Raw genomic sequence first — 24,428 nt, 5'->3', positions numbered from 1 at the left:
GGCGACGATGCCTCGGACCGGCGGGGAGGAGAGGACCAGGCGTGCGCGAGTTCAGCATCCCCGCGACGACCGAGGTGGGCCCCGACGAGGCCCTTCCCGACCTGCTGACGACGAACGTCAGCGAACACGGCGACGAGGTCGGGCTGCGTGTCCGCCGCGACGGGCACTGGCAGGACGTGACGTGGAAGGAGTTCGGCGCGGAGGTCGCCGGCGTGGCCAAGGGGCTGATCGCCGGCGGGATCGCCCCCGGGGACCGCGTCGCCCTGCAGGCCAAGACCCGGTACGAGTGGACCGTCCTCGACTTCGCCATCTGGGCCGCCGGCGCGGTGGTGGTGCCCGTCTACGAGACCTCCAGCCCCGACCAGGTGGCGTGGATCCTCTCCGACTCCGGCGCCACCGTGATCGTCGTCGAGACCGCCGAGCACGCCTCCGCCGTCGAGTCCATCCGCGACCAGGTGCCCGACCTCGGCTCGGTCTGGGTCATCGACGACGACGCGGTCGGCACGCTGATCGCCGCCGGCAAGGACGTCCCCGACAGCGAGCTGACCGCCCGGCGGGCCACGCTGACCGCCGACAGCCTCGCCACCCTGATCTACACCAGCGGCACCACCGGGCGGCCGAAGGGCTGCGAGCTCACCCACGCCAACTTCCTGTTCGGCATCGGCAACGGGATGAGCCTGCTGGGCCGGTTCCTCAACGTGGACGGCTCGATGCTGATGTTCCTGCCGCTGGCCCACGTGCTGGCCCGCGAGCTGGAGGTCGGCGCGGTCGCGACGCGGACCGTCCTGGGGCACACCCCGGACATCAGCAACCTGGTCCAGGACCTCGGCGAGTTCAAGCCGACGTTCGTCCTCGCCGTCCCCCGCGTCTTCGAGAAGGTCTACAACGGCGCGGAGGCCAAGGCGGAGGCCGACGGCAAGGGCAAGATCTTCCGGAAGTCCGCCCAGGTCGCGGTCGACTGGTCGCGCGCCCAGGACACCGGCGGGCCCGGGCTGGGGCTGCGCCTGCAGCACGCGGTGTTCGACAAGCTCGTCTACAGCAAGCTGCGGGCCGCCCTCGGCGGGAACTGCATGGCCGCGGTCTCCGGCGGCGCGCCCCTCGGTGAGCGGCTCGGCCACTTCTTCCGCGGCATCGGCGTCACCATCTTCGAGGGCTACGGCCTCACCGAGACCACCGCCGCGGCCGCGGTCAACCACGACGGCGCCTTCCGCATGGGCACCATCGGCCAGCCGCTGCCCGGTGTCGCCTTCCGGATCGCCGAGGACGGCGAGGTCCTCATCCGCGGCGGGGTCGTCATGCGCGGCTACTGGCGGAACGAGCAGGCCACCGCCGAGGCCATCGACGCCGACGGCTGGTTCCACACCGGCGACATCGGCCAGCTCGACGCCGACGGCTTCCTCACGATCACCGGCCGGAAGAAGGAGATCCTGGTGACCGCGGGGGGCAAGAACGTCGCCCCGGCCGTCCTCGAGGACCGGCTGCGCGCCCACCGCCTGGTCAGCCAGTGCATCGTCGTGGGCGACCAGCGCCCGTTCATCGCCGCGCTGATCACCCTCGACGAGGAGGCGCTCCCGGCCTGGCTGGAGAGCACGGGCAAGCCGGCCGGCACCCCGGTCGGGAAGCTGACCGAGGACCCCGACCTGCTGGCCGAGCTGGACGCGGCCGTCGCCGAGGCGAACAAGGCGGTGTCCAAGGCGGAGGCGATCAAGAAGTTCCGGGTGCTCGGCACCGACTTCACCGAGGCCAACGGCATGCTCACCCCGAGCCTCAAGCTCAAGCGGGCCGTGGTCATGAAGGAGTTCGACGCCGAGGTGGAGGCGCTCTACAGCCGCTGAGAGAGGCCCACACCGAGCCCCGTCCCGCCGCGCGCGGGGCGGGGCTCAGTGCGTGGCGGCGCCGGGCTCGAGCAGCTCGGCGAAGGTGGCCGCGATCGTCGTCCAGGACCAGCGCTGCTCCACCCACGCCCGGCCGGCCGCGCCCATCCGCCGCGCCCGCTCGGGGTCGGCGAGCAGATCGGCGATCGTCGCCGCCACGGCCTCCGGGGACCGGGGGTCGGCGACGACGTGCCCGGTCACGCCCTCCTGCACCGTCTCCGGCGCGCCGCCGGAGGTGCCGGCCACCACCGGCCGGCCGCAGGCCGCCGCCTCGAGGTAGACCATGCCCAGGCCCTCGACGTCCAGGCCGCCGCGGCGGGTGCGGCACGGCATGGCGAACACGTCCCCGGCGGCGTAGTGCTCCGGCAGCTGCTCGGGGGGCACCGGGCCGGTGAGGACGACGGAGTCCTGCAGGCCGCGGGCCGCGATCGCGCGGCGCAGGCCGGCCTCGTCCGGTCCGCCCCCGACCAGCAGCAGCCGCGCGTCGGGGTGCCGGGCGAGGACCCGCGGCCAGGCGGCGACCAGCACGTCCTGCCCCTTGCGCGCGACCAGGCGGGAGACGCAGACGACCACCGGGGCGCTGCCGAGCCGGTACCGCTTCCGCGTCGCCGCGCCGTCGGCCGAGGGGGTGAACCTGTCGACGTCCACGCCCGGGGACAACTGGGCCAGCCGCGTCCTGTCGCCCAGGGCCGGCGCCAGCCGGCTGCGGGTGTACTCGCTGATGTAGGTCAGCACGTCGAGGCCGCCGGCGATGCGCCGCATGAGTCCTCGCGCCCCCGGCAGGGCCACCCAGCCGGTCTCGTGGCCGTGCGTCGCCCCCACCAGGTGGCCGACACCGGCCGACCGCAGCGCGGGAGCGAGCAGGCCCAGCGGGGCGGCGGCACCGAAGAACGCCGTGTCGCAGCCGTACCGCCGGGCCAGGTCGGTCGCCGCGCGCGCCGTCGCCCGGGTGGGCAGCAGCATGCCGGTCGGCCGGCGGACCACCGGGTAGGGCAGCTGCGCGTCGTACTCCTCCCAGCCCGGCGACCGCGACGCCAGGACGACGAGGGAGTCCGGCGGCCGGCGGGCCAGCAGTGCCGCGACGAAGGTCTGGATGCCGCCCTGCCGGGGTGGGAAGTCGTTGGTGACCACCAGGGTGCGTCTCATCGGGCCTCCAGGCGCGCCCAGTCGCGGGCCAGCGCGACCCGCTCGGCCACCGTCGGGTGCGAGCCGAAGAACCACTGCCAGGCTGCGGGCGGATCGGGATCGGAGAGGTTGGCGACCGCGAGCCCGCGTTGCATCTCGATGAACGCCTCCGGGTCGCCGGTCAGGTCGAGGGCGCGCACGTCGGCCCGCGCCTCGATGTGCCGGGACACCAGGTTCTGCACCGGGGTCGCCGCCAGGGAGCCGACGGCGACGAGGAACAGGACCAGCGGCACCACCCGGGGGTCGCCCGGCGAGTCGGCGCCCGCGCGGCGGAGCAGCCGCGTCGAGGGCAGCAGCCAGCCCAGCAGGGCCACCCCGCCCGCGGCGCCCAGAGCGCCGATCAGCGTGCCGGTGAGCACGTCGTCGTAGACGACGTGACCGAGCTCGTGGGCGGCGATGGACTCGATCTGCGCGTCGGGCAGCCGGGCCAGGACGGTGTCGTAGACGACGATGCGGCGGGTGGCCCCGAACCCGGACACGTACGCGTTGAGCGCCGTCGTGCGGCGGGAGGCGTCGGCCACCAGCACGTCCTGCACGGGCGTGCCGTTCTCCTCGGCCAGCTCCAGCAGGTCGGTGCGCAGCTGGCCGGGCGGCAGGGGCGTGAACCGGTTGAACGCCGGCTCGACGAGCACCGGCCACAGGAACGACCCGATGACCACCAGCCCGGCCGCACCCGCGGCGGCCCACGCCCACCACGTCCGCGGCGCACGGCGGATCAGCCAGACCAGGACGAGCATCGCCAGCGCGGTCGTCACCGCGCTGATGCCGGTCGACACCGCGACGTCCCGCAGCCACAGCCCCCAGCCGCGGGTGGACAGCCCGTACCGGTGGCGGACGACCTCGCCGTAGGCCGACAGCGGGAGCGTGACCAGCCGCCCGATCACCACCAGGGCGATGGTGCCCAGCAGCACCTGCCAGACCCAGCCGCCGCCCAGCGGCCGGGCCACGGTGCGGACCAGCCGCCCGCCCAGCCGGGTGAGACCGAGGACGGCGGAGACGGCCAGCCCCAGCACCAGCGAGGCCAGGGACGCCGGCCGGATGGCGGCGGCGAAGGACTTCGCGCGCTCGATCTGCTCGGGCGAGAGGCCGGCGGTGGGATCCATCGGGGTGCGGCCACCCGGAGGTTCGGGCAGCACCACCCATGGTGTGCGCACGGCGATCACGACCACCAGCGCCGCGCCGAGCACGACCGCGGCCAGCAGCGCGGCCCGGCGGGCGCTCACCCTCCCGATCCTAGAGGCGGGCCCGGGCCGGGGACGGGCAGGGCCGGTGACCTCCGCGGAGGTCACCGGCCCTGGGCACGGTGCGGGTCGACGACCCTCAGGCGATGCGGCGCATGCCGGTGATCCCGCCCATGGAGTCCACGCTGACGACCTTCACCGGCTCGCCGGAGGTGGAGGCGTGCACCATCTGGCCGTTGCCGATGTACATCGACACGTGGCTGACCGGGCTGTAGTAGAAGATCAGGTCGCCGGGCCGCAGGTCCGCGCGGGACACCGAGGTGCCCATCTGCGACTGCATGCGGCTGGAGTGCGGCAGGCTGATCCCGGCGGCGGCGTAGGCGTACTGCGTCAGACCGGAGCAGTCGAACGAGTCCGGCCCGCCGGCCCCCCACACGTACGGGTCGCCGACCTGGGCCAGCGCGGTGTTCACGGCGATCTGGGCGGCGGCGCTGTCCGCGGCGGCCGGGGCGACCGCGACGGACTGCCCGGCGTGCGCGGTGTCGACCTCCTCCTGCTGAGAGGCCGACAGCGCGGAGTACTGCGCCTGGTAGTCGGCCTTGTCCTGCTCCCACTCGGCCTGCTGGGCGCTGAGGTCGTCCAGCGTCCGCTGCGCCTCCTTCTCGGCGGCGTCGGCCTCGTCCTCGGCGTCCTCGGCGGCGGCTGCGGCCTCGGCCACGTCGGCCAGGAGGCCGTTGGTGTGCCCGGCGATGGCCTCGAGCGTGGTCAGCTGGGACACGAAGTCCTCGGCGGACTCGCTGGTCATGAACAGGTCCAGCTCGGTCATGTCATCACCGGTGAAGGCGGTCCGGGCGACCTGCCGGATGTGGCCGTCCAGCGACGCGAGCCGGGCCTGCGCCTCGGCGGCGGCCTGGTGGGCGCTCGCCGCGGCGGCCTGCTGCTGCTCGAGCACCTCCCGGGCCTCGTTGATCTGCTCGGTCAGGACCTCGAGCTGGTGGCTCGCCTCGGCGACCAGCTGGGCGGCCTGCGCGGCACTCGTGGCCTGCTGGTCCGGGTCCGCGGCAGCCGTGCCCGGCAGGAGGGTGACGCTCAGGAGGGCGGTGGCCCCGATCACCACACCGCGGCCGAGCAGGCCAGCGAGGGTGGGGCGGCGGAATGCGACCGGGAGGTCGGGATGGTGCGGATCGACTGCATGCCCCAGGGCAGGGCGAGGGGTCGCCACGGTAGGCGGCTCTCCGTTCTTCCTCAGCAACCGCCTACCGAGTTAGCTGACGGGTTCGGGCTGGGAAGAAAGGTGCCCTATCTCGGTGCACCGGCGAGCCGGTGCACGTGAGAACTCACCCCAGTACTGCGGTGGGTCCCCGGTTCACCCTCGACGCTGCGGGAGCGCGTCGGGCGATTCGGCGGTGCCCGGTCGAGGTCACCTCTCTGCAGGTGACGGCCACCCGGCCGGACCGGATCACCGTACGGGCGTGATGCACCTGTGACAAACGGGAAACGCCGGGACTGCTGTGGCAATCGTGCAGGTGAGCGCGACACGCCGGGCGGCGCCGCCCGGGGACCCCCCTGCCGCCCGGCTCACCGCGCACCCACCGGCCGCGTCCTCAGCCGGTCCGCCGCCTCTCGGACGCCCGTCCGCCCCGCCTCCCGGGCGCGGCCCGGTGCCGCAGCGGTGGCACCAGGCCGCCCTCGGCCAGCGCCCGGACGGCGCGGCGCTCGATCTCGTCGAACTCCACCACCACGCCCGGCGGGGGGATGACGGCCTCATCGGCGTCCTCCGCCACGAGCGCGCCGTCCCACCCCCCGGCCAGGGGCACCACCGCAGGGTCGGTGCCCTGCCAGCCCGGCGGCGCCCCCAGCAGCACGGTGACGACGCAGTCGGCGCAGCCGGTGCCGCGCACGGTGCAGGTGTCGCAGTCGATGTACATGGCCCACTCCTTCGATGGCCGGACCCTGGTCGCGGAGGCCGTCCGCGGCCTCGGTGGGTCGGGAGCACCGTAGGAACGGGCACCGACATTCCCGGCTCAGCTACCGGCGTACTCCCAGTGCCAGGGCTCCTCCCGGCCGTTGCCCGGGTCCGCCCACGTCGGATGGAGGAAGCCGAACCGGCCGGCGTTGGCCACCATCCAGGCGTACTGCGGGGTGCCGAACCGCTCGATGCCGCCGCACAGGTCCACGGCCAGCCCCCACCCGTGGTTGCTCGTGCCCGGCACCGCCGCCAGCGCCGGCTTCTCCCCGTAGAGCCGCACCTGGCCGGCGAAGGTCCGGTAGGAGTCGGTGAGGCACAGCGGCGTGCCGAAGGCGTCGGCGTACGCCGACGCCATGGCCCGCCAGGCGGCCGCCGCGTCGCAGCGCAGCGAGTGACCGGCCACCGCCAGCGGGCACAGCGCGCTCGGGGGGATCAGCCCGTTGGGGTAGCCGCCCCACGCGCGGGCGCCGTCGAAACCGGGCGGGTGGACGGTGTGGCCGCACCTCACCTCGAGCGCGCCCCCGGTGGGCGCGGGCGCCGGCACCGGTGGGCGTGGGCCCAGGCTCGGCCGGGCGATGCCCAGCACCTGGTCCGAGGGCAGCGTGCGCACGACCACCGCCCCCGCGCGCGCGTCGGCGGCGAGCATGGTGCGCGGGTCGAGCGCCAGGCCCACGTGCCCGAGCCCGGCCTCCCCGGCGCCCAGGAAGACCAGGTCGCCGGGGAGCACGTCGGCCGGGGCGACCGGCGTCGTCACCGCGAACAGGTCGGCCTGGCTCGCGGGCAGGTCGACGCCGGCGGCGCGGTAGGCCGCCTGCACGAGGGACCCGCAGTCCCACGACTCCGGGCCGGTGGTGCCGGGTGCGTAGGGCAGGCCCAGGGCGTCCATCGCCGTCGTGACCGCGGTCAGCGTCTCGGCGGGGAGCACCAGCAGCGAGTTCGGCTGCCGGGGCAGCTGCGCCGCGCCCCGCTGCGCGCCGCCCGCGACCGAGCCCACCGGCACGAGCCCGGCGGGCAGTCCGGCCGGCGGAGCGCGCAGCGCCGCCGCCGGGGGCGGGGTGATCCCGGCCGCGGCCAGCTGGTCGAGGTAGGCCCGCCAGTTGGCCGCCGTCCGTCGGTTGACCTCCAGCTGCTCCTGCTGCAACCGGGCCACCTGCCGGTCGACGTCGCCCAGGGCGGCGTCGAGCTCGCCGGTCACCGCGGCGGCCGCCGCCTCCAGCTCACCGACCTCGGCCGCCAGCGCCTCGGCCCGGGCCCGCGCCGCCGCCAGCACCTCCCCGGCGGCCTCCTGCTCCGCCCGGGCGGCCTGCCGCTGCTGCTCGGCGGCGGCCACGATCCCGGCGGTGTGCCGGTCCACCGCCTCCAGGTAGCCGACGGCCGCGACGACGTCGCCCGGGTCCCCACCGCTGAGCAGCAGGGTCAGCGGGGTCAGGGCGCCTCCGTCGCGGTAGGCCGCCGCCGCGTAGCTGGCCACCGCGGCCCGGAACCGCGACCACTCGCCCTCGGCGTCGGCAACCACCGCCTCGGCCTGCGCGGCGGCCGCCTCGGCAGCGGCCACCTCGGCCCGGGCCGTGTCGACGCGGCCCTGCCGCTCCTGCAGGTCGGCCTGCACCTGCGCGGCCCGCTGCTGCAGCTCGTCGAGGGCGCGGCTGTCGAGCACGCCCGTGGTGCCCCCTGGCTGGTCGCTCGGCGCGGCCGCCGCCGGGGCGGGCGGCAGGAGCAGCAGCGCGGCGGCCGCCGTGGCCACCGCCGGCAGGCATGCCTGCGGGCGCCGGGCGCGCCGCCACGAGCGCGGAAGCATCGGACCCCCTCTTCGAGTTCGGGACCGCCGGGGTCCGACGAGTGGATGTTGTCCTGGTCACGTCCGGCCCGCCACTGCAGGGACCTGGGGTTTCGCCCGGTCGGGCGACGGCACGGCGGGCGACCGGGTCACCGGTGCCGCGGCACGCCGGGCGGCGCGTCCCCAGGACTGTCACCCCCGCGACCTACCGTCCGCTCCGTGGCCTCTTCCTCCGCCCGGCTGGCCGGGATCGCCGCCGGCAGGGCGGCGCGAGCCGCCGCCGGGCTGCCGCGCTACGAGCAGGCGACCATCGACGAGCTGGGCACCCCGCTGGCGGAGATCACGTTCGTCGTCGTCGACCTCGAGACGACCGGCGGGTCGCCGAAGGACAGCGCGATCACCGAGATCGGGGCGGTCAAGGTACGCGGCGGCGCCGTCCTCGGTGAGTTCCAGACCCTCGTCGACCCCGGCTGCGAGATCCCGCCGTACATCAGCGTGCTGACCGGGATCACCTCGACGATGGTGGCCACCGCACCCCGCATCGGCGCGGTCCTGCCCAGCTTCCTGGAGTTCGCCCGCGGCGCGGTCCTGGTCGCCCACAACGCCCCGTTCGACCTCGGTTTCCTCAAGGCCGCGTGCGCGGAGAACGGCATCGCCTGGCCGGCGGCCGCCTCGGTCGACACCGCCGTCCTGGCCCGCCGGCTGCTCACCCGCGACGAGGTCCCCAACTGCAAGCTGGCCACCCTGGCGCCCTACTTCCGCACGAGCACCGAGCCCTGCCACCGGGCCCTGGCCGACGCCCGGGCCACCGTCGACGTGCTGCACGGGCTCTTCGAGCGCCTGGGGCCGCTGGGCATCACCTCGCTGGAGGAGCTCACCGGGCTCACCCGCCAGGTCGACCCCGAGCGCCGGCGCAAGCGGCACCTGGCCGACACGGTGCCCCCCGGTCCCGGGGTGTACCTCTTCCGCGGCCCGCGGGACGAGCCGCTGTACGTGGGGACCTCCAACGACCTGCGCACCCGGGTGCGCAGCTACTTCACCGCGGGCGAGCAGCGCAGCCGGATCACCGAGATGGTCGCCCTGGCCCAGCGGGTCGACGCGATCCCGTGCGCGCACGACCTCGAGGCCGCCGTCCGGGAGCTGCGGCTGATCGCCGAGCACAAGCCGCGGTACAACCGCCGGTCGCGTTTCCCCGAGCGGGCCCTGTGGGTGCGGCTGACCGAGGAACCGTTCCCCCGGCTGTCGGTGGTCCGCCGGGTGCGGCCGGGAGCCGGCGTGTTCCTCGGCCCCTTCCCCGACCGGCGTGCGGCGGACGCCGCGGTCGCCGTCATCCACGAGTCCCTGCCGCTGCGCCAGTGCACCGGCCGGCTCTCCCCCCGCGTGCTGGGGACCGCGTGCGCGCTGGCCGGCATGGGCCGGTGCGGGGCGCCCTGCACCGGCGCGCAGTCGGTGGACGAGTACGCCGAGATCGCCGCGGTGCTCAGGACCGCCGTCGCGGCGGACCCGCAGGCGCTGCTGACCCCGCTGCTGGCGCGGGTGGACCGGCTGGCCGCCGAGGAACGCTACGAGGACGCCGCCGTCCTCCGCGACCGGATCGCCGTCCTCGTCCGTGCCGTCCGCCGGCGGCAGCGGCTGGAATCCCTGGCGACGGTCCCGGAACTGGTCCTCGCCCGGCCCGACGGGGACGGCGGCTGGCAGCTGTCGGTGGTCCGCCGCGGCCGCCTGGTCGCCGCCGGGTGCGCCGCGCGGGGGACCTCGGTCCGGCAGACCCTCGCCGACCTCCGCGCCACCGCGGAGACGCTGCCGGACGCGGAGGACGCGCTGGCCGCCTCGGTGGACGAGACCGAACTGGTGCTGCGCTGGATGGAGAAGCCCGGCACCCGCCTGGTGGAGGTGTCCGGGACGCTCGCCTGCCCCGTGCCCGGCACCGGCGGCTACAGCGGGTTCCTCGACCGCGTGGAGGCCGGGCGGGCCGGCCGGGACCCTTTCGCCGACAGCCGGTCGCTCGGGACCCGGGCCCGCCCCGAGCGCGTCTTCCCTGCCCCGCACGGTCCCGCCGGCCGGGGCGCACCCCCGCTAGCATCGCCGGCGTGATCACCGCCATCGTCATGATCGACGCGGCCACCGACCAGATCCCCGAGGTGGCCGAGGCCGTCGCCGCCCTCGAGAACGTGAGCGAGGTCTACTCGGTCGCGGGCGCCGTCGACCTCATCGCGGTGGTGCGGGTCCGCGAGTTCGAGCAGATCGCCGACGTCATCGCGGGCCGGATCAACAAGGTGCCCGGCGTGCTCGAGACCGACACCCACATCGCCTTCCGGGCCTACTCCCGGCACGACCTGGAAGCGGCCTTCGCGATCGGGTTCGACTCCGCCGACTGACCCACGCTCAGCCGCGGGTTTCCTCCCGCAGGGAGCGGCTGACCGTCACCCAGCCGTCGAGCAGCGCCTGGGCCCGGCCGTCGTCCACCGCGGCCGCCGCACGCTCGAGACCCGCGGCCAGGCCGTCGTGCAGCCGCTCGGCCCGCACGCCGAACGCGGTGAGCGCCGCGGCCGCGTTGAGCAGCACCGCGTCGCGGACCGGCCCCCGCTCCCCCGCGACGACCCGCCGGAAGACGTCGGCGTTGAACGCCGCGTCCCCGCCGCGCAGCGCCCCCTCCGGCGGCGGGTCGATGCCCAGCGCCGCGGGGTCCACCCGGTCGGGCTCGACCTCGCCGTCCCGGACCACCCACACCGACGACGTCGTCGCGGTGGTCAGCTCGTCCAGCCCGTCGTCCCCGCGGAAGACCAGCGCCCGCATGCCGCGCCCGGCGAGCACCGCGGCCATGACCGGGGCCATCCGCGGATCGGCGCAGCCGATCGCCGCCGCCGCCGGCCGCGCCGGGTTGGTCAGCGGGCCGAGGAAGTTGAAGACCGTGGGGATGCCCATCTCCCGCCGCGGGACGGCGGCGTGCCGCATGCCCGGGTGGAAGACCGGCGCGAAGAAGAAGCCGATCCCGACCTCCTGCACGCAGCGGGCGACCGCCGGCGCCGGGAGGTCGATGGCGACCCCGAGCGCCTCCAGCACGTCCGCCGCACCGGAGGACGACGAGGCCGCCCGCCCGCCGTGCTTGGCGACCGGCGCGCCCACGGCGGCCGCGACCACGGCCGCCATCGACGAGATGTTCACGGTGTGCGCACCGTCACCGCCGGTGCCGACGATGTCGACGCTCGCCAGCGGCAGCTCGACCGGGGTCGCCTGCGCGAGCATCTCCCCGGTCAGCCCGGCGAGTTCCTCCGCCGACACCCCCTTGGCGCGCAGGGCGACGGCGAACGCGGCGATCTGAACGGGGGTGGCCTCACCGACCATCACCTCGCGCATCGCCCACGCTGCCTGCTCCGCGGAGAGGTCCCCCCCGGCCAGCAGCCGGGTCAGCAGGGCCGGCCAGGTGGGCCCACCTGGCGCGGTGCGCCCGTTCACCGGCGCACGGCCGGCCGCTGCCCCACCCGGTCCCGAAGGAGGTCGGCGACGACGGCCGGCGCGGTCAGCGGGTCGATGGGGAAGGGCAGCGTGGCGTCGGCCAGCGACCAGTGCGCCAGCCAGCGGTCGGGCTGCCGGGCGATGAGGAGGCACAGCGCGGGGCAGTCGGAGACCTCGACCTTCAGCTGGCGGGCCAGCGCCATCCCCCCGGTCGGCTGCGCCTCGCCGTCGAGGATGCAGAGGTCCACCCCGCCGCCGTCCACGGTGTCCACGACCTCCGCGCCGGTGGCGCACTCGACGTACGTCACCGGGCCCACGTCGACGGCCGGCCGGCGTCCCACCGCAGTGCGAACGGCGGCCCTGACCTCGGGCCGGGAGCTGTAGACCAGGACGGTGGCCGGTGCCTCGATCACGACCGAGAGCCTAGTGCCCGCGGCATCCGGGGAAGGACAACACCGGCGCTGGGTAACGAGCCGGCCACGGTGCCGCCACGCCCGTGCCCCCGCGGTCGTGACCTCCTCGGCGGCGATGCCATGATGACCCCGTGACAACGGCTCCCGTCGCGAGCGGCACCTTCGACACCTCCCGGGTGCACTCCCTGACCCGCCCGAACATGGTCAGCGTCGGCACGATCATCTGGCTCTCCAGCGAGCTGATGTTCTTCGCCGGCCTGTTCGCCATGTACTTCACCGCGCGTGCCCGCGCCACCGAAGGGTGGCCGCCGGAGCCCACGCACCTCGATCTGCCCTACGCGCTGGTCTTCACGATCATCCTGGTGGCCTCCTCGGTCACCTGCCAGCTCGGGGTGTTCGCGGCGGAGAACGGCAACGTCTACGGGCTGCGGCGCTGGTTCACCATCACCTTCGTGATGGGGCTGATCTTCGTGCTCGGCCAGATGAACGAGTACCGCGTGCTCGTCACGGAGCACGACACGACCATCTCCAGCTCCACCTACGGCTCGGTCTTCTACCTGACGACCGGCTTCCACGCGCTGCACGTCATCGGGGGCCTCATCGCCTTCGTCTACCTGCTCATCCGGTCCACCATGGGCCGGTTCACGCCGGCGCAGGCGACCTCGGCCATCGTGGTCTCCTACTACTGGCACTTCGTCGACGTCGTGTGGGTCGGGCTCTTCGCCACGATCTACCTGATCCGCTAGGGAACCGGTGTCCACCACGAACCCGCAGTCCGACGCCCAGAACGACGTGCCGCACCGCGGCCGCGCGCGCTGGCTCCGCCGCCGCGCCGAGGGCGCCCCTGCCGCCTCGGCTCGCGCCCGCCGCCGGTCCAAGCAGCGCCGCCGCGTCATGAACGTCGCCGGTCTGATGGCTGCCCTGGTCCTCACCGGCGCGCTCTACTCGGCCCTGTCCCCGGCGTACGCCACCGACGAGGGCACGGCGAACGAGTCGTCCGCCGAGGCCGCCGGCCGGGAGCTGTACGAGCGCAGCTGCATCAGCTGCCACGGCGCCAACCTCGAGGGCGTGCCCAACCGCGGCCCGTCACTGATCGGCGTCGGCGAGGCAGCGGTCTACTTCCAGGTGCACACCGGACGCATGCCGCTGGCCCGCCAGGAGGCCGACGCCCCCGACAAGCCGGCCGTCTTCTCCGACGAGGAGATCGACCAGCTGATGGCCTACGTCCAGGCCAACGGCGGCGGTCCGACCCTCCCTTCCGGCGACCTGCGCGACGGCGACCTCGCCGAGGGCGGCGAGCTGTTCCGACTCAACTGCGCCTCCTGCCACAACTTCGTCGGCCAGGGTGGCGCGCTCTCCTCGGGCAAGGCGGCGCCGAGCCTCGAGGACTCCAGCGACCTGGAGATCTACACCGCGATGCTGACCGGCCCGGAGAACATGCCGGTCTTCGGGGACAACCAGCTGACCCCCGAGGAGAAGCGGTCGATCATCAACTACGTCCAGACCATCAACAGCCAGGCCGATCCGGGTGGTGCCGGCATCGGCCGCATGGGCCCGGTCGCCGAGGGCCTGGTGATCTGGGTCGTCGGTATCGGCGCGCTGCTGTTCGCCGTGTTCTGGATGGGGAGCAAGGCGTGAGCACGCCGGCCGCCCCCACCCCGGACACAGCAGGTCGGCGCCCGCTGACCGTCGAAGTCAGCGGGGAGGAATCGGCGAGCGAGCTCGCGAGCTCGCCTGGAGGCACAGCAGCTGTGCGCGCACGTACGACGAGCGCCAGCGAGGAGGAAGCGTGAGCACGCGCGACACCCGCCCCGGTTCGGCCGGCGGCGCGGACGTCCCCGGACCCCTGCACGGCGGTCCGGACGACGAGTACACCCCGGAGCAGCTGGCGACGTTGTCCCGTGAGGACCTCGACCGCCTGGGTGCCCGCTACGACGGCGTGGAGATCCTGCACGTCGACCCCGGCCCCGAGCCGGGCTCGCCGGTGGAGAAGCGCGCCGTCCGCCAGGTCGGGTGGAGCTTCACCATCGCCGGCCTGGCCTCCCTCGCCTTCGTGGTGATCTACGTCGGCTCGGGCTGGTTCCTACCGGACTGGCACTGGGAGATCGACGACCACGGCTGGAGCGCGCTGTTCACCCCGCTCCTCGGCGCGCTGATGGGCCTCGCGTTGATCATGGTCGGCGTCGGCCTCGTCCTCTACACGAAGAACCTGCTGCCGCACGAGACCGCCGTGCAGGACAAGCACGACGCCTCGTACTTCGACCGGGTGACCGCCGCCGCCACCCTCGTGGGCGGTCTGGAGAAGAGCGGGCTCAAGCGCCGGAAGCTGATCACCCGGTCCCTGGCCTTCATGGGCGGTGGCCTCGGCCTGATGCTGATCATGCCGCTCGGCGGTCTGATCAAGAACCCGAACAAGGGCAACCCGCTCGGCACCACGCCCTGGGGGGAAGGCGTCCGTCTGGTACGGGACGACGGCACCCCGATCCGTCCCGGCGACCAGCAGCCCGGCTCCCTGGAGACCGTGTTCCCGGCGGTGCCGGGCGGCAACTCCGTGCACCACGCGGACGCTGCGACGATGCTCATCCGGCTGCGCCCGGAGCAGCTGGAGGCCGACCGGCCCCGCCCCGGCCAGGAGGACTTCGGCTACGGCGACTACGTCGCCTACTCCAAGATCTGCACCCACGCGGGCTGCCCGGTCTCGCTCTACGAGCAGGAGACCAGCCGCATCCTCTGTCCGTGCCACCAGTCGCAGTTCGACGTCACCCAGGGGGCCAAGCCGGTCTTCGGCCCGGCCACCCGGGCGCTCCCGCAGCTGCCGATCACGGTTGACGACGAGGGCTTCTTCGTGGCGCGCAGCGATTACATTGAGGCCGTGGGCCCCACCTACTGGAACCGGGAGCGCATCTGATGGCTCGCACCGCCACCGCACCCGGCGCCCCGACCTCCAAGCTCGGCAAAGTCGCGCTGGAGCTCGACGACCGACTGATCGTCGCCGGCCCGCTGCGGCGCACGCTGAACAAGGTCTTCCCCGACCACTGGTCGTTCCTGCTCGGGGAGATCGCGCTCTATTCGTTCATCGTCCTGCTGCTGTCGGGCACCTACCTGACGTTCTTCTTCGACGCCTCGATGCGCGAGGTCGTCTACGACGGCTCCTACGCCCCGCTCCGTGGCGTGAAGATGTCGGCGGCATACGACTCGACGCTGGGGCTGTCCTTCGACGTCCGCGGCGGGCTCTTCATGCGCCAGCTGCACCACTGGGCGGCGCTGCTGTTCGTGGCGTCGATCGTGGTGCACCTGCTGCGCATCTTCTTCACCGGCGCCTTCCGCCGTCCGCGGGAGACCAACTGGATCATCGGTGTGGTCATGCTCGTGCTCGCCCTGCTCATGGGCGTCACCGGCTACTCGCTGCCCGACGACCTGCTCTCCGGCACGGGCCTGCGCATCATCAGCGCGATCCTGCTGTCGGTCCCGGTGATCGGGACCTGGGCCCACTTCGCCGTCTTCAATGGTGACTACGTGGGCGAACAGATCATCGGCCGCTTCTACATCGTGCACGTGCTGCTGCTGCCGGCGATCCTGCTGGCCCTGATCGCGGTCCACCTGCTGATCCTCGTCAAGCAGAAGCACACGCAGTTCCCCGGCCCCGGTCGCACCGAGCACAACGTCGTCGGCAACCGGCTCTTCCCGACCTTCGCCGGCAAGGCGACCGGTCTGCTGCTGGTGGTCTTCGGTGTCTGCGCGGCCCTCGGGGGGCTCGTCCAGATCAACCCGGTCTGGCTCTGGGGCCCCTACAACCCGGCGCAGGTCTCCGCAGCCTCCCAGCCGGACTGGTACATCGGATTCCTCGACGGGTCCACCCGCATCTTCCCGGCCTGGGACCTGAACCTCCCCGGCGACTACACGATCCCGGCCCTGTTCTGGCCGACGGTGGTCGTCGCCGGAGCCATGTTCACCGTGCTCGCGCTGTACCCGATGATCGAGCGGAAGCTCACCGGCGACACCGCCTCACATCACCTGCTGCAGCGGCCGCGCGATGTTCCGGTGCGGACTTCCCTCGGTGCCATGGGTCTGACCTTCTACCTGTGGCTCATGGCCGCCGGTGGGAACGACGTCATCGCGGACAAGTTCGACATCAGTCTCAACGCGATGACGTGGGTCGGCCGCATCGGTGTCGTCATTCTCCCGCCGATCGTCTACGTGATCACCTACCGGATCTGCCTGGGCCTCCAGAAGCACGACCGCGAGGTGCTCGAGCACGGCATCGAGACCGGTGTCATCCGCCGGCTGCCGCACGGTGAGTTCATCGAGGTCCACCAGCCCCTCGGTCCGGTGGACGAGCACGGCCACGGCACGCTCGCCTACGGCGGCGCTCCGGTGCCCAAGCGGATGAACCAGGTGGGCGGCGCTCGCCGCGCCGTCCGCGGCTTCTTCCGGCCGATCGAGGAGCCGGCGCAGGTGGAGCTCGAGGAGCGGCACGACCAGCACGGCCTGGCCGCGGCCGAGGCCGACCGCGAGCTCACCTCTGCTGGCCGCCCCTCCGAGGGTGGCCGACCGCAGGAGCCGCGCCACTGAGCACAGGTAGTACCCGGAAGGGCCCCGACGGAGATCTCCGTCGGGGCCCTTCCGTTTGTGCAGGCTGAACTCCGGAAGCCGGCGGGCCGGCCGTTCCGTCGGAACCCGCCCGGCTCCGCAGCCGCCCCGCGGGGGTCTCCCCACCCACGGCCTCCCTGGGCGGGTCCCAGGAGCGACGTGGCGTCCACGGACGCCACGTCGGGACGCCTCCGCACGACACCGCACCCCGCGAGTCAGGCCCCTGGGAGCCATGCCCCGCGCGCGAGTCGTGGCCGCGGAAGCAGCAGCTGCACGCCTGGCTGCCGGCCCGCCTGGATGTCGACGCCGACGCCACGTTGGCCGAGCACGTCGCGGCCTTCGTCGCCGCCGGAGGCGAGCCGGCGCCGTTGGCGTCGATGTCGCGGGCGATCGCCAGTCTGCAGGCCGAGGATCCCGGCCAGGCGCTGACCGCACGGGGGCGTCAGCGGCGGCGGGACCGGCCGCGCAACGTGCCTGGCCGCCTCCGAACGTGACGAAGCCCCCCCCCCCCCCCCCGCGCCCAGTGGCGAGATCGGATGGCCGGCATCGACGCGGCGCGGCTGGTGTTCGTCGACGTGTGCGGCACGCACACCTCGATGACGCACCGCCGTGCCCGCGCGGCGCCCAGCGCTGGGGGCGGTACCGCGCACCCGCGGGGCGGTACCGCCCTGCTCGCCGGGGTGTCGCCCTCGCCGGGGTGTCGCCAGCCAGCATGAGGCCGGCGAGGACCGTGGCGGGCGGCACCCACACCCGGTGTTCGCCAGCCATCTCGACCACGTCAGCGCGCACCAACCCGACCGGATCCGCCAGCTGGTCGACGCCGCCGGCTGGGTCAGCCGTTCCGGCTACCTCATCGGTCACGCTGCCTGAAAGCCGCTGTCAGGGCCTGGCCCGCGGCCTCCGGGCGGCTCCTCGCGGGGCGTGCGTCTCCCCCACCACACAGGTCGGATCACCGTCGCAGGGGCACATGCGCAGCAGGGCCACCAGGGCAGGATTGCGGCCGGTGCGAGACGGCGGACCGCCCCTCGACGCGCCCGCCTGCCGGCTGCGGTCACGGCCGGGGGACGGTTCGGCTTCCGTACGAAACGACGAGGGCTCCTTCCCGCTGGAGCGGGAAGGAGCCCTCGAGGAGCGCGTGGGCGGCTCAGCCGCGCGCGTTCTGCCCGACGTAGTACTCGAACAGCAGCCCGCCGACGGTGATCAGCAGTGCCGCGACGCCCATGACGATCATCCAGACGTGGAAGAACGCCAGGGCCAGTCCCATGAGGCCGGCGGACAGCGCGACCGCGAAGGGCCAGTAGCTGCCCGGGCTGAAGAAGCCCAGCTCGCCGGCCCCCTCGGCGATGTCGGCGTCCTTCCGGTCCTCCGGACGGGCGTCGATGCGCCGCGAGACGAACCAGAAGAACCCGCCGATGAGGAAGGTCAGTCCACCGGAGAGCACCAGGGCCGTCGTCCCGATCGGCTCCCGGGACCACAGGCCGTAGACGATCGCCGCCGCGATGCAGAGCACCCCGATGGCGTTGAAGATGAGCGCTTCGACCTTCACGGCCGTTCCTCCTGCTGCCTGGTGATCGGTGCGCTGGGCAGAAGCCGGTCAGCCATCGGCCCGCTGCGCGTCCTCGACGAGGTCGAAGGCGTGCGTGGTCTGGGACCGGCCCGGCTGACCGATGCTCTCCAGCGCCTCGAAGGTGCTGTCGCCGGCCTCGCGGGCGTCCAGGTAGGCCTCGTAGTCCGCCGGGGACACCGCCCGCACCTCGAAGTTCATGTAGGCGTGGTAGGTGCCGCACAGCTCGGCGCAGCGGCCGACGAAGGCACCCTCCTCCTGGATGGTGACCTCGAAGACGTTGTCCCGGCCGTTCTCGTTGCCCGGGATGACGTCGAGCTTGAAGAGGAACTCCGGCACCCAGAACGAGTGGATGACGTCGGCCGAGGCGACCTCGAACCGGATCGTCCGGTCGGTCGGCAGGACGAGGATCGGGATCTCCTCGCTGCTGCCCACGGTGTTGACCGGTTCGCCGTCCGGACCGGAGGTCTCGGGGTAGACGAACTGCCAGTTCCACTTGAAGGCGTTGACCGCCACCGTGACGTCAGGATCCGCGCTGCGCTCCTGCACCCGGTTCTGGACCACCACGGTGAAGAAGAACAGCCCGGCGATGATCAGGAACGGGAGGATCGTGTAGACGATCTCCAGCGGCAGGTTGTACGCCGTCTGCTTGGGGAGCTCGTCGCTGCGCTTCCGGTGCCGAACCACCGACCAGAGGATCAGCCCCCAGACGGCGAACCCGACGATCAGGGCCGCGATCACCGACCAGATCCAGAGATCGCGCATCGCCTCGGACCGGTCGGTGACGCCGTCCGGCCACCCCCAGCGCCAGAACTCGTTGTTCGGGGTGCACCCGGTAAGGGCGACCACCCCCAGGAGACCGAGCGCGGCGACCCGCGCGAGCCTGCTGCCTCGAGCCACTGCTCGTTGCCTCCTCGTCCCCCGCCCGGGCGTCCCGGACGGTCCTCCCGGCACGCCGTCAGCCGGTGCTCGGCAGACGGCTCCTGCGCCGACCACAGTCTGCGGCGAGACTAGCCGACCCCGCAGCGCGGTCTGTCACCGGCGACGCGGCACCGGCGGGTCGTGCCGTGCGTCTGCCGGAGGCGGCGGTGGAGCGGGCGCGCGGAGGCGTCCCGGCCGGCGGTGAGCCCCCTCACGAGGATGCCCGGACGACGGCCCGCGCCGGTTACAGTCGACGGCGTGATCTCCCGGCTGCTGACCCCCAGATGGGTGCTGCTGCACCTACTGGTGGTCGCGCTGTTCGTGGCCACCTTCTTCCTCGGCTACTGGCAGCTGAGCAAGGCCGAGGCCGGTGGCGGCGCGGTGAACTGGAGCTACGCACTGCAGTGGCCGCTCTACGGCTTCATGGGGCTGTGGTTCTACGTCCGCATGGCCCGGGACGAGCTCCGCCGGGACCCCGACGAGGACGAGCCGGGCAGCTCGCTGGTGCTCTACCAGCGCCCCCGCATCGACACCACGGGCGACCCCGAGCTCGCCGCCTACAACGCCTACCTCGCCGAGCTCAACGAGAAGGCCCTCGGGCAGCGGAGCACCCATGGCCGCTGAGCCGACCGCCGCCACGGCGGGGCGCGCCAGCGCGCTCCCCCGCGCCCTCGCCCGCCGGGTGGGCCAGAGGATCCCCGCCGCCCTGCTGCGCTACCGCGTCATGGCCTGGATCGTCGGCGTGCTGCTGATCGCGCTGATCCTCGTGGCCGTTCCGCTGAAGTACTTCGGGGGGATCGACTCGCCGGTCGCGGTGATCGGCACCCTGCACGGCTGGCTCTACGCCATCTTCTTCGTGACCGCCTGCGACCTGGCGCTGCGCGCCCGGTGGACGCTCAAGGGCTCGGTGCTCGTGCTGCTGGCCGGCACCGTGCCGATCCTGTCCTTCGTCGCCGAGCGGTTCGCGACCCGCAAGACCCGCGCCGGCGAGCGCGTGTGACCCCCGCCCCGGCCGCGCGCCGGGGCTCGAGCCGACCCACCGGAGACCTGCGCCTCATGTGCGGCCTGTTGGCCTACCTGTCCACCGACGCCGACCGGGTCGGCGACGCCCACGTCGCCGACGTGCAGCACGCCCTGCGCTGCCTGCACCACCGCGGCCCCGACGACACCGCGGTGTGGTCCGACACCCGCGCGGTCCTGGGCTTCAACCGGCTGTCCATCATCGACCTGGAGGGCAGCCCGCAGCCGCTGCCCTACGCCGAGGACCGCTATCGGATCCTGTTCAACGGCGAGATCTACAACTACGTCGAGCTGCGCGAAGAGCTGGCCGCCGCCGGCGCGGAGCTGACCACGCACGGCGACACCGAGACGATCGTCGCCGGCTACCACCTGTGGGGTCAGGACGTCGTCCGCAAGCTGCGCGGCATGTTCGCGTTCGTCATCTGGGACACCCTGACCGGGACGGCGTTCGGCGCCCGCGACCCGTTCGGGATCAAGCCGCTGTTCACCGCGCGGCTGGCCGACGGCGGGATCGTCTTCAGCTCCGAGAAGAAGGCGCTGCTGGAGCTGCTCGGCGGCAGCAAGGCCGCCGGCGGTGTCGATCCCGCCTCGCTGCAGCACTACCTGACCCTGCAGTACGTGCCGGAGCCGGCGACGCTGCACCGCGGCATCCGGCGGATCGAGAGCGGCACCAGCTTCACCGTGGTCGACGGTGAGCTGCACACCAGCCGCTACTTCCACCCGACCTTCCCGGTCCGCCCGGTGGCGAAGGACGCGCAGCAGCCCCTGTACGACCGCATCGCCGAGGTGCTCGACGAGTCGGTCCGGGTGCACATGCGCGCCGACGTCACCGTGGGGTCGTTCCTCTCCGGCGGCATCGACTCCACCGCCATCGCCGCGCTGGCCAAGCGGTACAACCCGGGCCTGATGACCTTCACGGTCGGCTTCGAGCGCCAGGGCTTCTCCGAGATCGACGTCGCCGCGGAGTCGGCGTCGGCGATCGGCGTCGAACACATCACCAAGGTCGTCACGCCGCGGGAGTTCGCCGAGTCGATCCCGCTGGTCGTCTGGTACCTGGACGACCCGGTCGCCGACCCGGCACTCGTGCCGCTGTACTTCGTGGCCCGCGAGGCCCGCAAGCACGTCAAGGTGGTGCTCTCCGGCGAGGGCGCCGACGAGCTGTTCGGCGGCTACAACATCTACCGCGAGCCGCTGTCGCTGGCCGCCTTCGAGAGGGTCCCGCGCGGCATCCGCCGGGCCCTCGGCGCCCTGTCGACCAGGCTGCCCGACGGCATGCGCGGCAAGGACCTGCTCCGCCGCGGCTCCATCCCGCTCGAGCAGCGCTACTACGGCAACGCGCGGATCTTCCGCGACGACGAGCTGGGCTTCCTGGAGCAGCGCGACCCGGACCTGTCGCACGTCGCCGTCACCCGGGAGCTCTACGAGCGCACCCGGGCCGCCGGCTACGACGACGTCACCGCGATGCAGTACGTGGACCTGTTCACCTGGCTGCGCGGCGACATCCTGGTCAAGGCCGACAAGATGACCATGGCCAACTCACTGGAGCTGCGGGTGCCGTTCCTCGACCCCGAGGTGTTCGCGGTCGCGGGCACCCTGCCGGTCGGCCAGCGGGTGACGAAGGAGACGACGAAGTACGCGCTGCGCCGGGCGCTGGAGCAGATCGTGCCGGCGCACGTGCTCAACCGCCGCAAGCTCGGGTTCCCCGTGCCGACCCGGCACTGGCTGGCCGAGGACCTGCACGACTGGGCGCGGCAGATCATCGAGGAGAGCCAGACCGACGAGTGGCTCGACCGGCGGCAGATCCTCTGGATGCTCGACGCCCACCGGGACAACCAGCGGGCCGGCTCCCCGGTCGACTACTCGCGCAAGCTCTGGACGCTGCTGGTGTTCATGATCTGGCACGGCGTCTTCGTCGAGGAGCGGATCACGCCCGTGGTGCCCGAGACCGTCTACCCCGTCCGTCTCTGACCGCATCGGGGGGACTGTCCGCGCGGAACCTCCCCCCGACACGACAGCGCCCCGGTTCCCTGCGCGGGAACCGGGGCGCTGTCGGTCGTTCAGGCGGCGATCAGTGGAACGAGTCGCCGCAGGCGCAGGAGCCCTGCGCGTTGGGGTTGTCGATCGTGAAGCCCTGCTTCTCGATCGTGTCGACGAAGTCGATGACGGCGCCACCGAGGTAGGGGCCGCTCATCCGGTCGACGATGACCTCGACGCCGTTGAAGTCGTAGGTCTGGTCGCCGTCGAGGAACCGCTCGTCGAAGAAGAGCTGGTAGCGCAGGCCGGAACAGCCGCCGGGCTGGACGGCGATGCGCAGCCGCAGGTCGTCGCGGCCCTCCTGGTCGAGCAGCGTCTTGACCTTCGCGGCAGCGGGGTCGCTCAGCATCACGCCGGTCGCCGCGGTGTCCTGCACCGTCATGTCTGTAGTCCTCCCACGTTCGAGGGTGCCGGGGACGGCACGTCCTGCCCCCGGGCCAACACCGCCGGAGCGGGTCCTCTTCCCACTGTACGGCGGATGACCGCGCAGAGGCGGGGATCGGCCGAGGTCACACGTAGACTCGAGCCCGTGAAGCTCCGCCTGCCCGGGCGCCGGGACCGCTCCGAGACCGCTCCCGATCCCACCGCCACGACCGCCGAGCTGGCGCGGGCGGGCGGCAAGGGTCGCCCCACCCCCAAGCGCAACGAGGCCCAGGGCCGTCGTCCGGGGCCGCCGCCGCCGCCGCCGACCACCCGCAAGGAGGCCTACCGGCGGTCCCGCGAGCAGCAGGCGGCCACCCGGGGCACCGCCCGGGCCGCCGCCGCGCGCGGTGACGACACCTACCTCCCCGCCCGCGACCGCGGACCGGTGCGCAAGCTGGTGCGCGACGTCGTCGACGCCCGCCGCAACGCCGGCAGCTTCTTCCTCGTCGTGGCCGCGCTCGTGCTACTCGGGTACTTCGTGCCCAACCCGGCGGTGCAGAGCTACACGGTCTTCCTGTGGTTCCTCTTCTTCCTGGTGATCATCGCCGACTCGGCCGTGCTGGGCCGCCGGATCAAGAAGAAGATCCTGGAGCGCTTCCCGAACGAGGACCACAAGATGCGCGGCCTGATCTGGTACGGCATCAGCCGCTCGACGATGGTCCGCCGCTGGCGGTTCCCCAAGCCTGAGGTGCCGATCGGCGCCGACGTCTGAGCACGCCCGACTAGCGTCGGCGCCCGTGGAATTCCGACGACTCGGCCGTTCCGGCCTGACCATCTCCGCGATCGCCTACGGCAACTGGCTCACCCACGGGGGCCAGGTGGAGGAGGACGCCGCGCACGCCTGCGTCCGGGCCGCCCTGGACTCCGGCATCACCACCTTCGACACCGCCGACGTCTACGCCGGCACGCGGGCGGAGTCCGTCCTCGGCCGGGCGCTGGCCGGCCAGCGCCGCGAGGGGCTGGAGATCCTCACCAAGGTCTACTGGCCCACCGGCCCGGGCCACAACGACCGCGGCCTGTCCCGCAAGCACATCGTGGAGAGCTGCCACGCCTCGCTGCGGCGGCTGCAGACCGACTACGTCGACCTCTACCAGGCGCACCGCTACGACCCCACGGTGCCGCTGGAGGAGACGATGACGGCCTTCGCCGACCTCGTGCGCGCCGGCAAGGCGCTCTACATCGGCGTCTCCGAGTGGCGTGCCGAGGAGATCGCCGCCGGCGCCGCTCTGGCGCGGGAGCTGGGCATCCAGCTGATCAGCAACCAGCCGCAGTACTCGATGCTCTGGCGGGTCATCGAGGAGGAGGTCGTGCCCACCTCCGAGAAGCAGGGGGTCTCCCAGATCGTCTGGTCCCCGCTCGCGCAGGGCGTCCTCACCGGCAAGTACCTCCCCGGGCAGCAGCTGCCGGCCGGCAGCCGGGCGAGCGACCCGGAGGCCGGCGGGTCGATGCGGCAGTTCCTGCGCGACGACGTCCTCACGCGGGTGCAGCAGCTGCGCCCGATCGCCGAGGAGCTCGGGCTGTCGATGGCGCAGCTGGCGGTCGCCTGGGTGCTGCAGAACCGCAACGTCGCGGCGGCGATCATCGGGGCGACCCGCCCCGAGCAGGTGCGGGACAACGTCGAGGCCGCCGGCGTTTCGCTCGGCGACGCCGTGCTGCGGCGCATCGACGACGTCCTCGGGGACGTCGTCGAGCGCGACCCGGCCCGGACCGCGCGCGGATGACCCCCCGTCGTCCGGCCCCGGTCGCCCGGGTCCGGACGACGCCGGGCGACGGGCTCAGGTGGCCGCGAGGCCCATCGGGCCGTAGACCTTCGCGTCCCCGTCGAACAGCGAGACCGTGGCCACCCCCCGCTCCAGCAGGTCCCGCCAGTTCTCCCCCAGCCACGACTCGGCGTCGCCCTGGTTGTCGTTCTCCGGGACCTCCACCCCGATCGAGGCGGGGTCCAGCTCCGCGCCCGCAGGGTCCTCCAGCCGCCAGTACCAGCTCATGGCCGCAGGCTAGTGACCCGGCCCCGGCCGTTC

Annotated in this window: 23 protein-coding genes and 1 riboswitch; of the genes, 12 read left to right on the top strand and 11 right to left on the bottom strand. The window is 73.4% G+C overall.

The genetic code is table 11. From position 1 onward, the window contains the following. The first annotated feature begins 41 nt into the window (after positions 1-41). Positions 42-1,835 carry an AMP-dependent synthetase/ligase gene (locus BMZ50_RS04715; RefSeq protein ID WP_091321713.1) on the top strand — a complete coding sequence of 598 codons (1,794 nt, stop codon included), beginning with the start codon at positions 42-44 and terminating at the stop codon, positions 1,833-1,835. Between the two features lie 45 nt (positions 1,836-1,880). Here the strand turns inward: BMZ50_RS04715 and BMZ50_RS04710 are convergent, their stop codons facing one another. The 5 genes from BMZ50_RS04710 to BMZ50_RS04690 form a co-directional block, all read right to left on the bottom strand. Then, positions 1,881-3,020 (bottom strand): glycosyltransferase family 4 protein, encoded by a 1,140-nt coding sequence (locus BMZ50_RS04710; RefSeq protein WP_091321711.1) that lies wholly within the window; start codon positions 3,018-3,020, stop codon positions 1,881-1,883. Further along, the gene (locus BMZ50_RS04705; protein WP_091321709.1) at positions 3,017-4,282 is read right to left on the bottom strand and encodes a M48 family metallopeptidase; all 1,266 of its coding nucleotides are present in this window, start codon (positions 4,280-4,282) and stop codon (positions 3,017-3,019) included. The genes BMZ50_RS04710 and BMZ50_RS04705 overlap by 4 nt, the downstream gene beginning before the upstream one ends. 97 nt (positions 4,283-4,379) lie before the next feature. Beyond that, entirely contained in the window at positions 4,380-5,462 is a 1,083-nt protein-coding gene (locus tag BMZ50_RS04700; RefSeq protein WP_091321706.1) for a C40 family peptidase, read from the bottom strand. 16 nt (positions 5,463-5,478) lie between these two features. Beyond that, positions 5,479-5,656: riboswitch (cyclic di-AMP (ydaO/yuaA leader) on the bottom strand. Positions 5,657-5,844: 188 nt separating this feature from the next. Further along, positions 5,845-6,168, bottom strand: coding sequence for a hypothetical protein (locus tag BMZ50_RS04695; protein ID WP_091321704.1), 324 nt, complete (start codon positions 6,166-6,168; stop codon positions 5,845-5,847). Between the two features lie 96 nt (positions 6,169-6,264). Beyond that, positions 6,265-8,007 (bottom strand): D-alanyl-D-alanine carboxypeptidase family protein, encoded by a 1,743-nt coding sequence (locus BMZ50_RS04690; RefSeq protein WP_091321702.1) that lies wholly within the window; start codon positions 8,005-8,007, stop codon positions 6,265-6,267. Between the two features lie 198 nt (positions 8,008-8,205). Between BMZ50_RS04690 and BMZ50_RS04685 the strand changes: the two genes are divergently transcribed. Both BMZ50_RS04685 and BMZ50_RS04680 read left to right on the top strand, forming a co-directional pair. Further along, entirely contained in the window at positions 8,206-10,080 is a 1,875-nt protein-coding gene (locus BMZ50_RS04685) for a DEDD exonuclease domain-containing protein (protein WP_245753347.1), read from the top strand. Further along, entirely contained in the window at positions 10,077-10,364 is a 288-nt protein-coding gene (locus tag BMZ50_RS04680; protein WP_091321700.1) for an Lrp/AsnC family transcriptional regulator, read from the top strand. Before BMZ50_RS04685 ends, BMZ50_RS04680 begins: the two co-directional genes overlap by 4 nt. A 7-nt stretch (positions 10,365-10,371) precedes the next feature. On the opposite strand, the gene trpD is transcribed toward BMZ50_RS04680, so the two are convergent. Then, on the bottom strand, positions 10,372-11,442 hold the full coding sequence (trpD, locus tag BMZ50_RS04675; protein ID WP_091321698.1) for an anthranilate phosphoribosyltransferase: 1,071 nt from the start codon (positions 11,440-11,442) through the stop codon (positions 10,372-10,374). Further along, positions 11,439-11,855, bottom strand: coding sequence for a response regulator (locus tag BMZ50_RS04670; RefSeq protein ID WP_091321696.1), 417 nt, complete (start codon positions 11,853-11,855; stop codon positions 11,439-11,441). The genes trpD and BMZ50_RS04670 overlap by 4 nt, the downstream gene beginning before the upstream one ends. A gap of 131 nt (positions 11,856-11,986) precedes the next feature. Between BMZ50_RS04670 and ctaE the strand changes: the two genes are divergently transcribed. The 4 genes from ctaE (at position 11,987) to qcrB (ending at position 16,427) form a co-directional block, all read left to right on the top strand. Then, the gene (gene ctaE / locus BMZ50_RS04665) at positions 11,987-12,601 is read left to right on the top strand and encodes an aa3-type cytochrome oxidase subunit III (protein ID WP_091321694.1); all 615 of its coding nucleotides are present in this window, start codon (positions 11,987-11,989) and stop codon (positions 12,599-12,601) included. A 7-nt stretch (positions 12,602-12,608) separates the two neighbouring features. Next, the gene (qcrC, locus tag BMZ50_RS04660) at positions 12,609-13,493 is read left to right on the top strand and encodes a cytochrome bc1 complex diheme cytochrome c subunit (RefSeq protein WP_091321692.1); all 885 of its coding nucleotides are present in this window, start codon (positions 12,609-12,611) and stop codon (positions 13,491-13,493) included. 151 nt (positions 13,494-13,644) lie between these two features. Continuing rightward, positions 13,645-14,763 (top strand): cytochrome bc1 complex Rieske iron-sulfur subunit, encoded by a 1,119-nt coding sequence (qcrA, locus tag BMZ50_RS04655; RefSeq protein ID WP_091321690.1) that lies wholly within the window; start codon positions 13,645-13,647, stop codon positions 14,761-14,763. Then, the gene (gene qcrB / locus BMZ50_RS04650; RefSeq protein ID WP_091321688.1) at positions 14,763-16,427 is read left to right on the top strand and encodes a cytochrome bc1 complex cytochrome b subunit; all 1,665 of its coding nucleotides are present in this window, start codon (positions 14,763-14,765) and stop codon (positions 16,425-16,427) included. The genes qcrA and qcrB overlap by 1 nt, the downstream gene beginning before the upstream one ends. 1,162 nt (positions 16,428-17,589) lie before the next feature. Here the strand turns inward: qcrB and BMZ50_RS04645 are convergent. Together BMZ50_RS04645 and ctaC are read right to left on the bottom strand one after the other, a co-directional pair. Beyond that, complete coding sequence (locus tag BMZ50_RS04645; RefSeq protein ID WP_091321686.1) at positions 17,590-17,991, bottom strand: cytochrome c oxidase subunit 4; 402 nt, start codon at positions 17,989-17,991, stop codon at positions 17,590-17,592. A gap of 48 nt (positions 17,992-18,039) precedes the next feature. Continuing rightward, entirely contained in the window at positions 18,040-18,909 is an 870-nt protein-coding gene (gene ctaC, locus BMZ50_RS04640; protein WP_091321684.1) for an aa3-type cytochrome oxidase subunit II, read from the bottom strand. Positions 18,910-19,188: 279 nt separating this feature from the next. On the opposite strand from ctaC, the gene BMZ50_RS04635 reads away from it, so the two are divergent. The 3 genes from BMZ50_RS04635 to asnB are packed head-to-tail and all read left to right on the top strand — an operon-like array spanning position 19,189 to position 21,918. Then, positions 19,189-19,554 carry a metalloprotease gene (locus BMZ50_RS04635; RefSeq protein ID WP_091321682.1) on the top strand — a complete coding sequence of 122 codons (366 nt, stop codon included), beginning with the start codon at positions 19,189-19,191 and terminating at the stop codon, positions 19,552-19,554. Next, entirely contained in the window at positions 19,544-19,930 is a 387-nt protein-coding gene (locus BMZ50_RS04630; RefSeq protein WP_091321681.1) for a DUF3817 domain-containing protein, read from the top strand. The genes BMZ50_RS04635 and BMZ50_RS04630 overlap by 11 nt, the downstream gene beginning before the upstream one ends. 56 nt (positions 19,931-19,986) lie before the next feature. Next, positions 19,987-21,918: an asparagine synthase (glutamine-hydrolyzing) gene (gene asnB, locus BMZ50_RS04625; RefSeq protein ID WP_091321679.1), complete on the top strand. Its 1,932-nt coding sequence runs from the start codon at positions 19,987-19,989 to the stop codon at positions 21,916-21,918. A 100-nt stretch (positions 21,919-22,018) separates the two neighbouring features. On the opposite strand, the gene BMZ50_RS04620 is transcribed toward asnB, so the two are convergent. Further along, positions 22,019-22,366 carry a HesB/IscA family protein gene (locus BMZ50_RS04620; RefSeq protein ID WP_091321676.1) on the bottom strand — a complete coding sequence of 116 codons (348 nt, stop codon included), beginning with the start codon at positions 22,364-22,366 and terminating at the stop codon, positions 22,019-22,021. A 147-nt stretch (positions 22,367-22,513) separates the two neighbouring features. Between BMZ50_RS04620 and BMZ50_RS04615 the strand changes: the two genes are divergently transcribed. After that, positions 22,514-23,119 carry a DUF3043 domain-containing protein gene (locus BMZ50_RS04615; protein WP_091321674.1) on the top strand — a complete coding sequence of 202 codons (606 nt, stop codon included), beginning with the start codon at positions 22,514-22,516 and terminating at the stop codon, positions 23,117-23,119. Between the two features lie 25 nt (positions 23,120-23,144). Continuing rightward, entirely contained in the window at positions 23,145-24,128 is a 984-nt protein-coding gene (locus BMZ50_RS04610) for an aldo/keto reductase family protein (RefSeq protein WP_091321672.1), read from the top strand. A gap of 54 nt (positions 24,129-24,182) precedes the next feature. Here BMZ50_RS04610 and BMZ50_RS04605 read toward each other — a convergent pair whose 3' ends face one another. Beyond that, the gene (locus BMZ50_RS04605) at positions 24,183-24,395 is read right to left on the bottom strand and encodes a hypothetical protein (RefSeq protein ID WP_091321669.1); all 213 of its coding nucleotides are present in this window, start codon (positions 24,393-24,395) and stop codon (positions 24,183-24,185) included. Positions 24,396-24,428 lie beyond the last annotated feature (33 nt).

It is taken from the genome of Geodermatophilus ruber, assembly GCF_900114385.1.
In the GTDB taxonomy this organism is placed as follows: domain Bacteria; phylum Actinomycetota; class Actinomycetes; order Mycobacteriales; family Geodermatophilaceae; genus Geodermatophilus; species Geodermatophilus ruber.
This window is presented reverse-complemented; position numbering and strand designations above follow the sequence as displayed.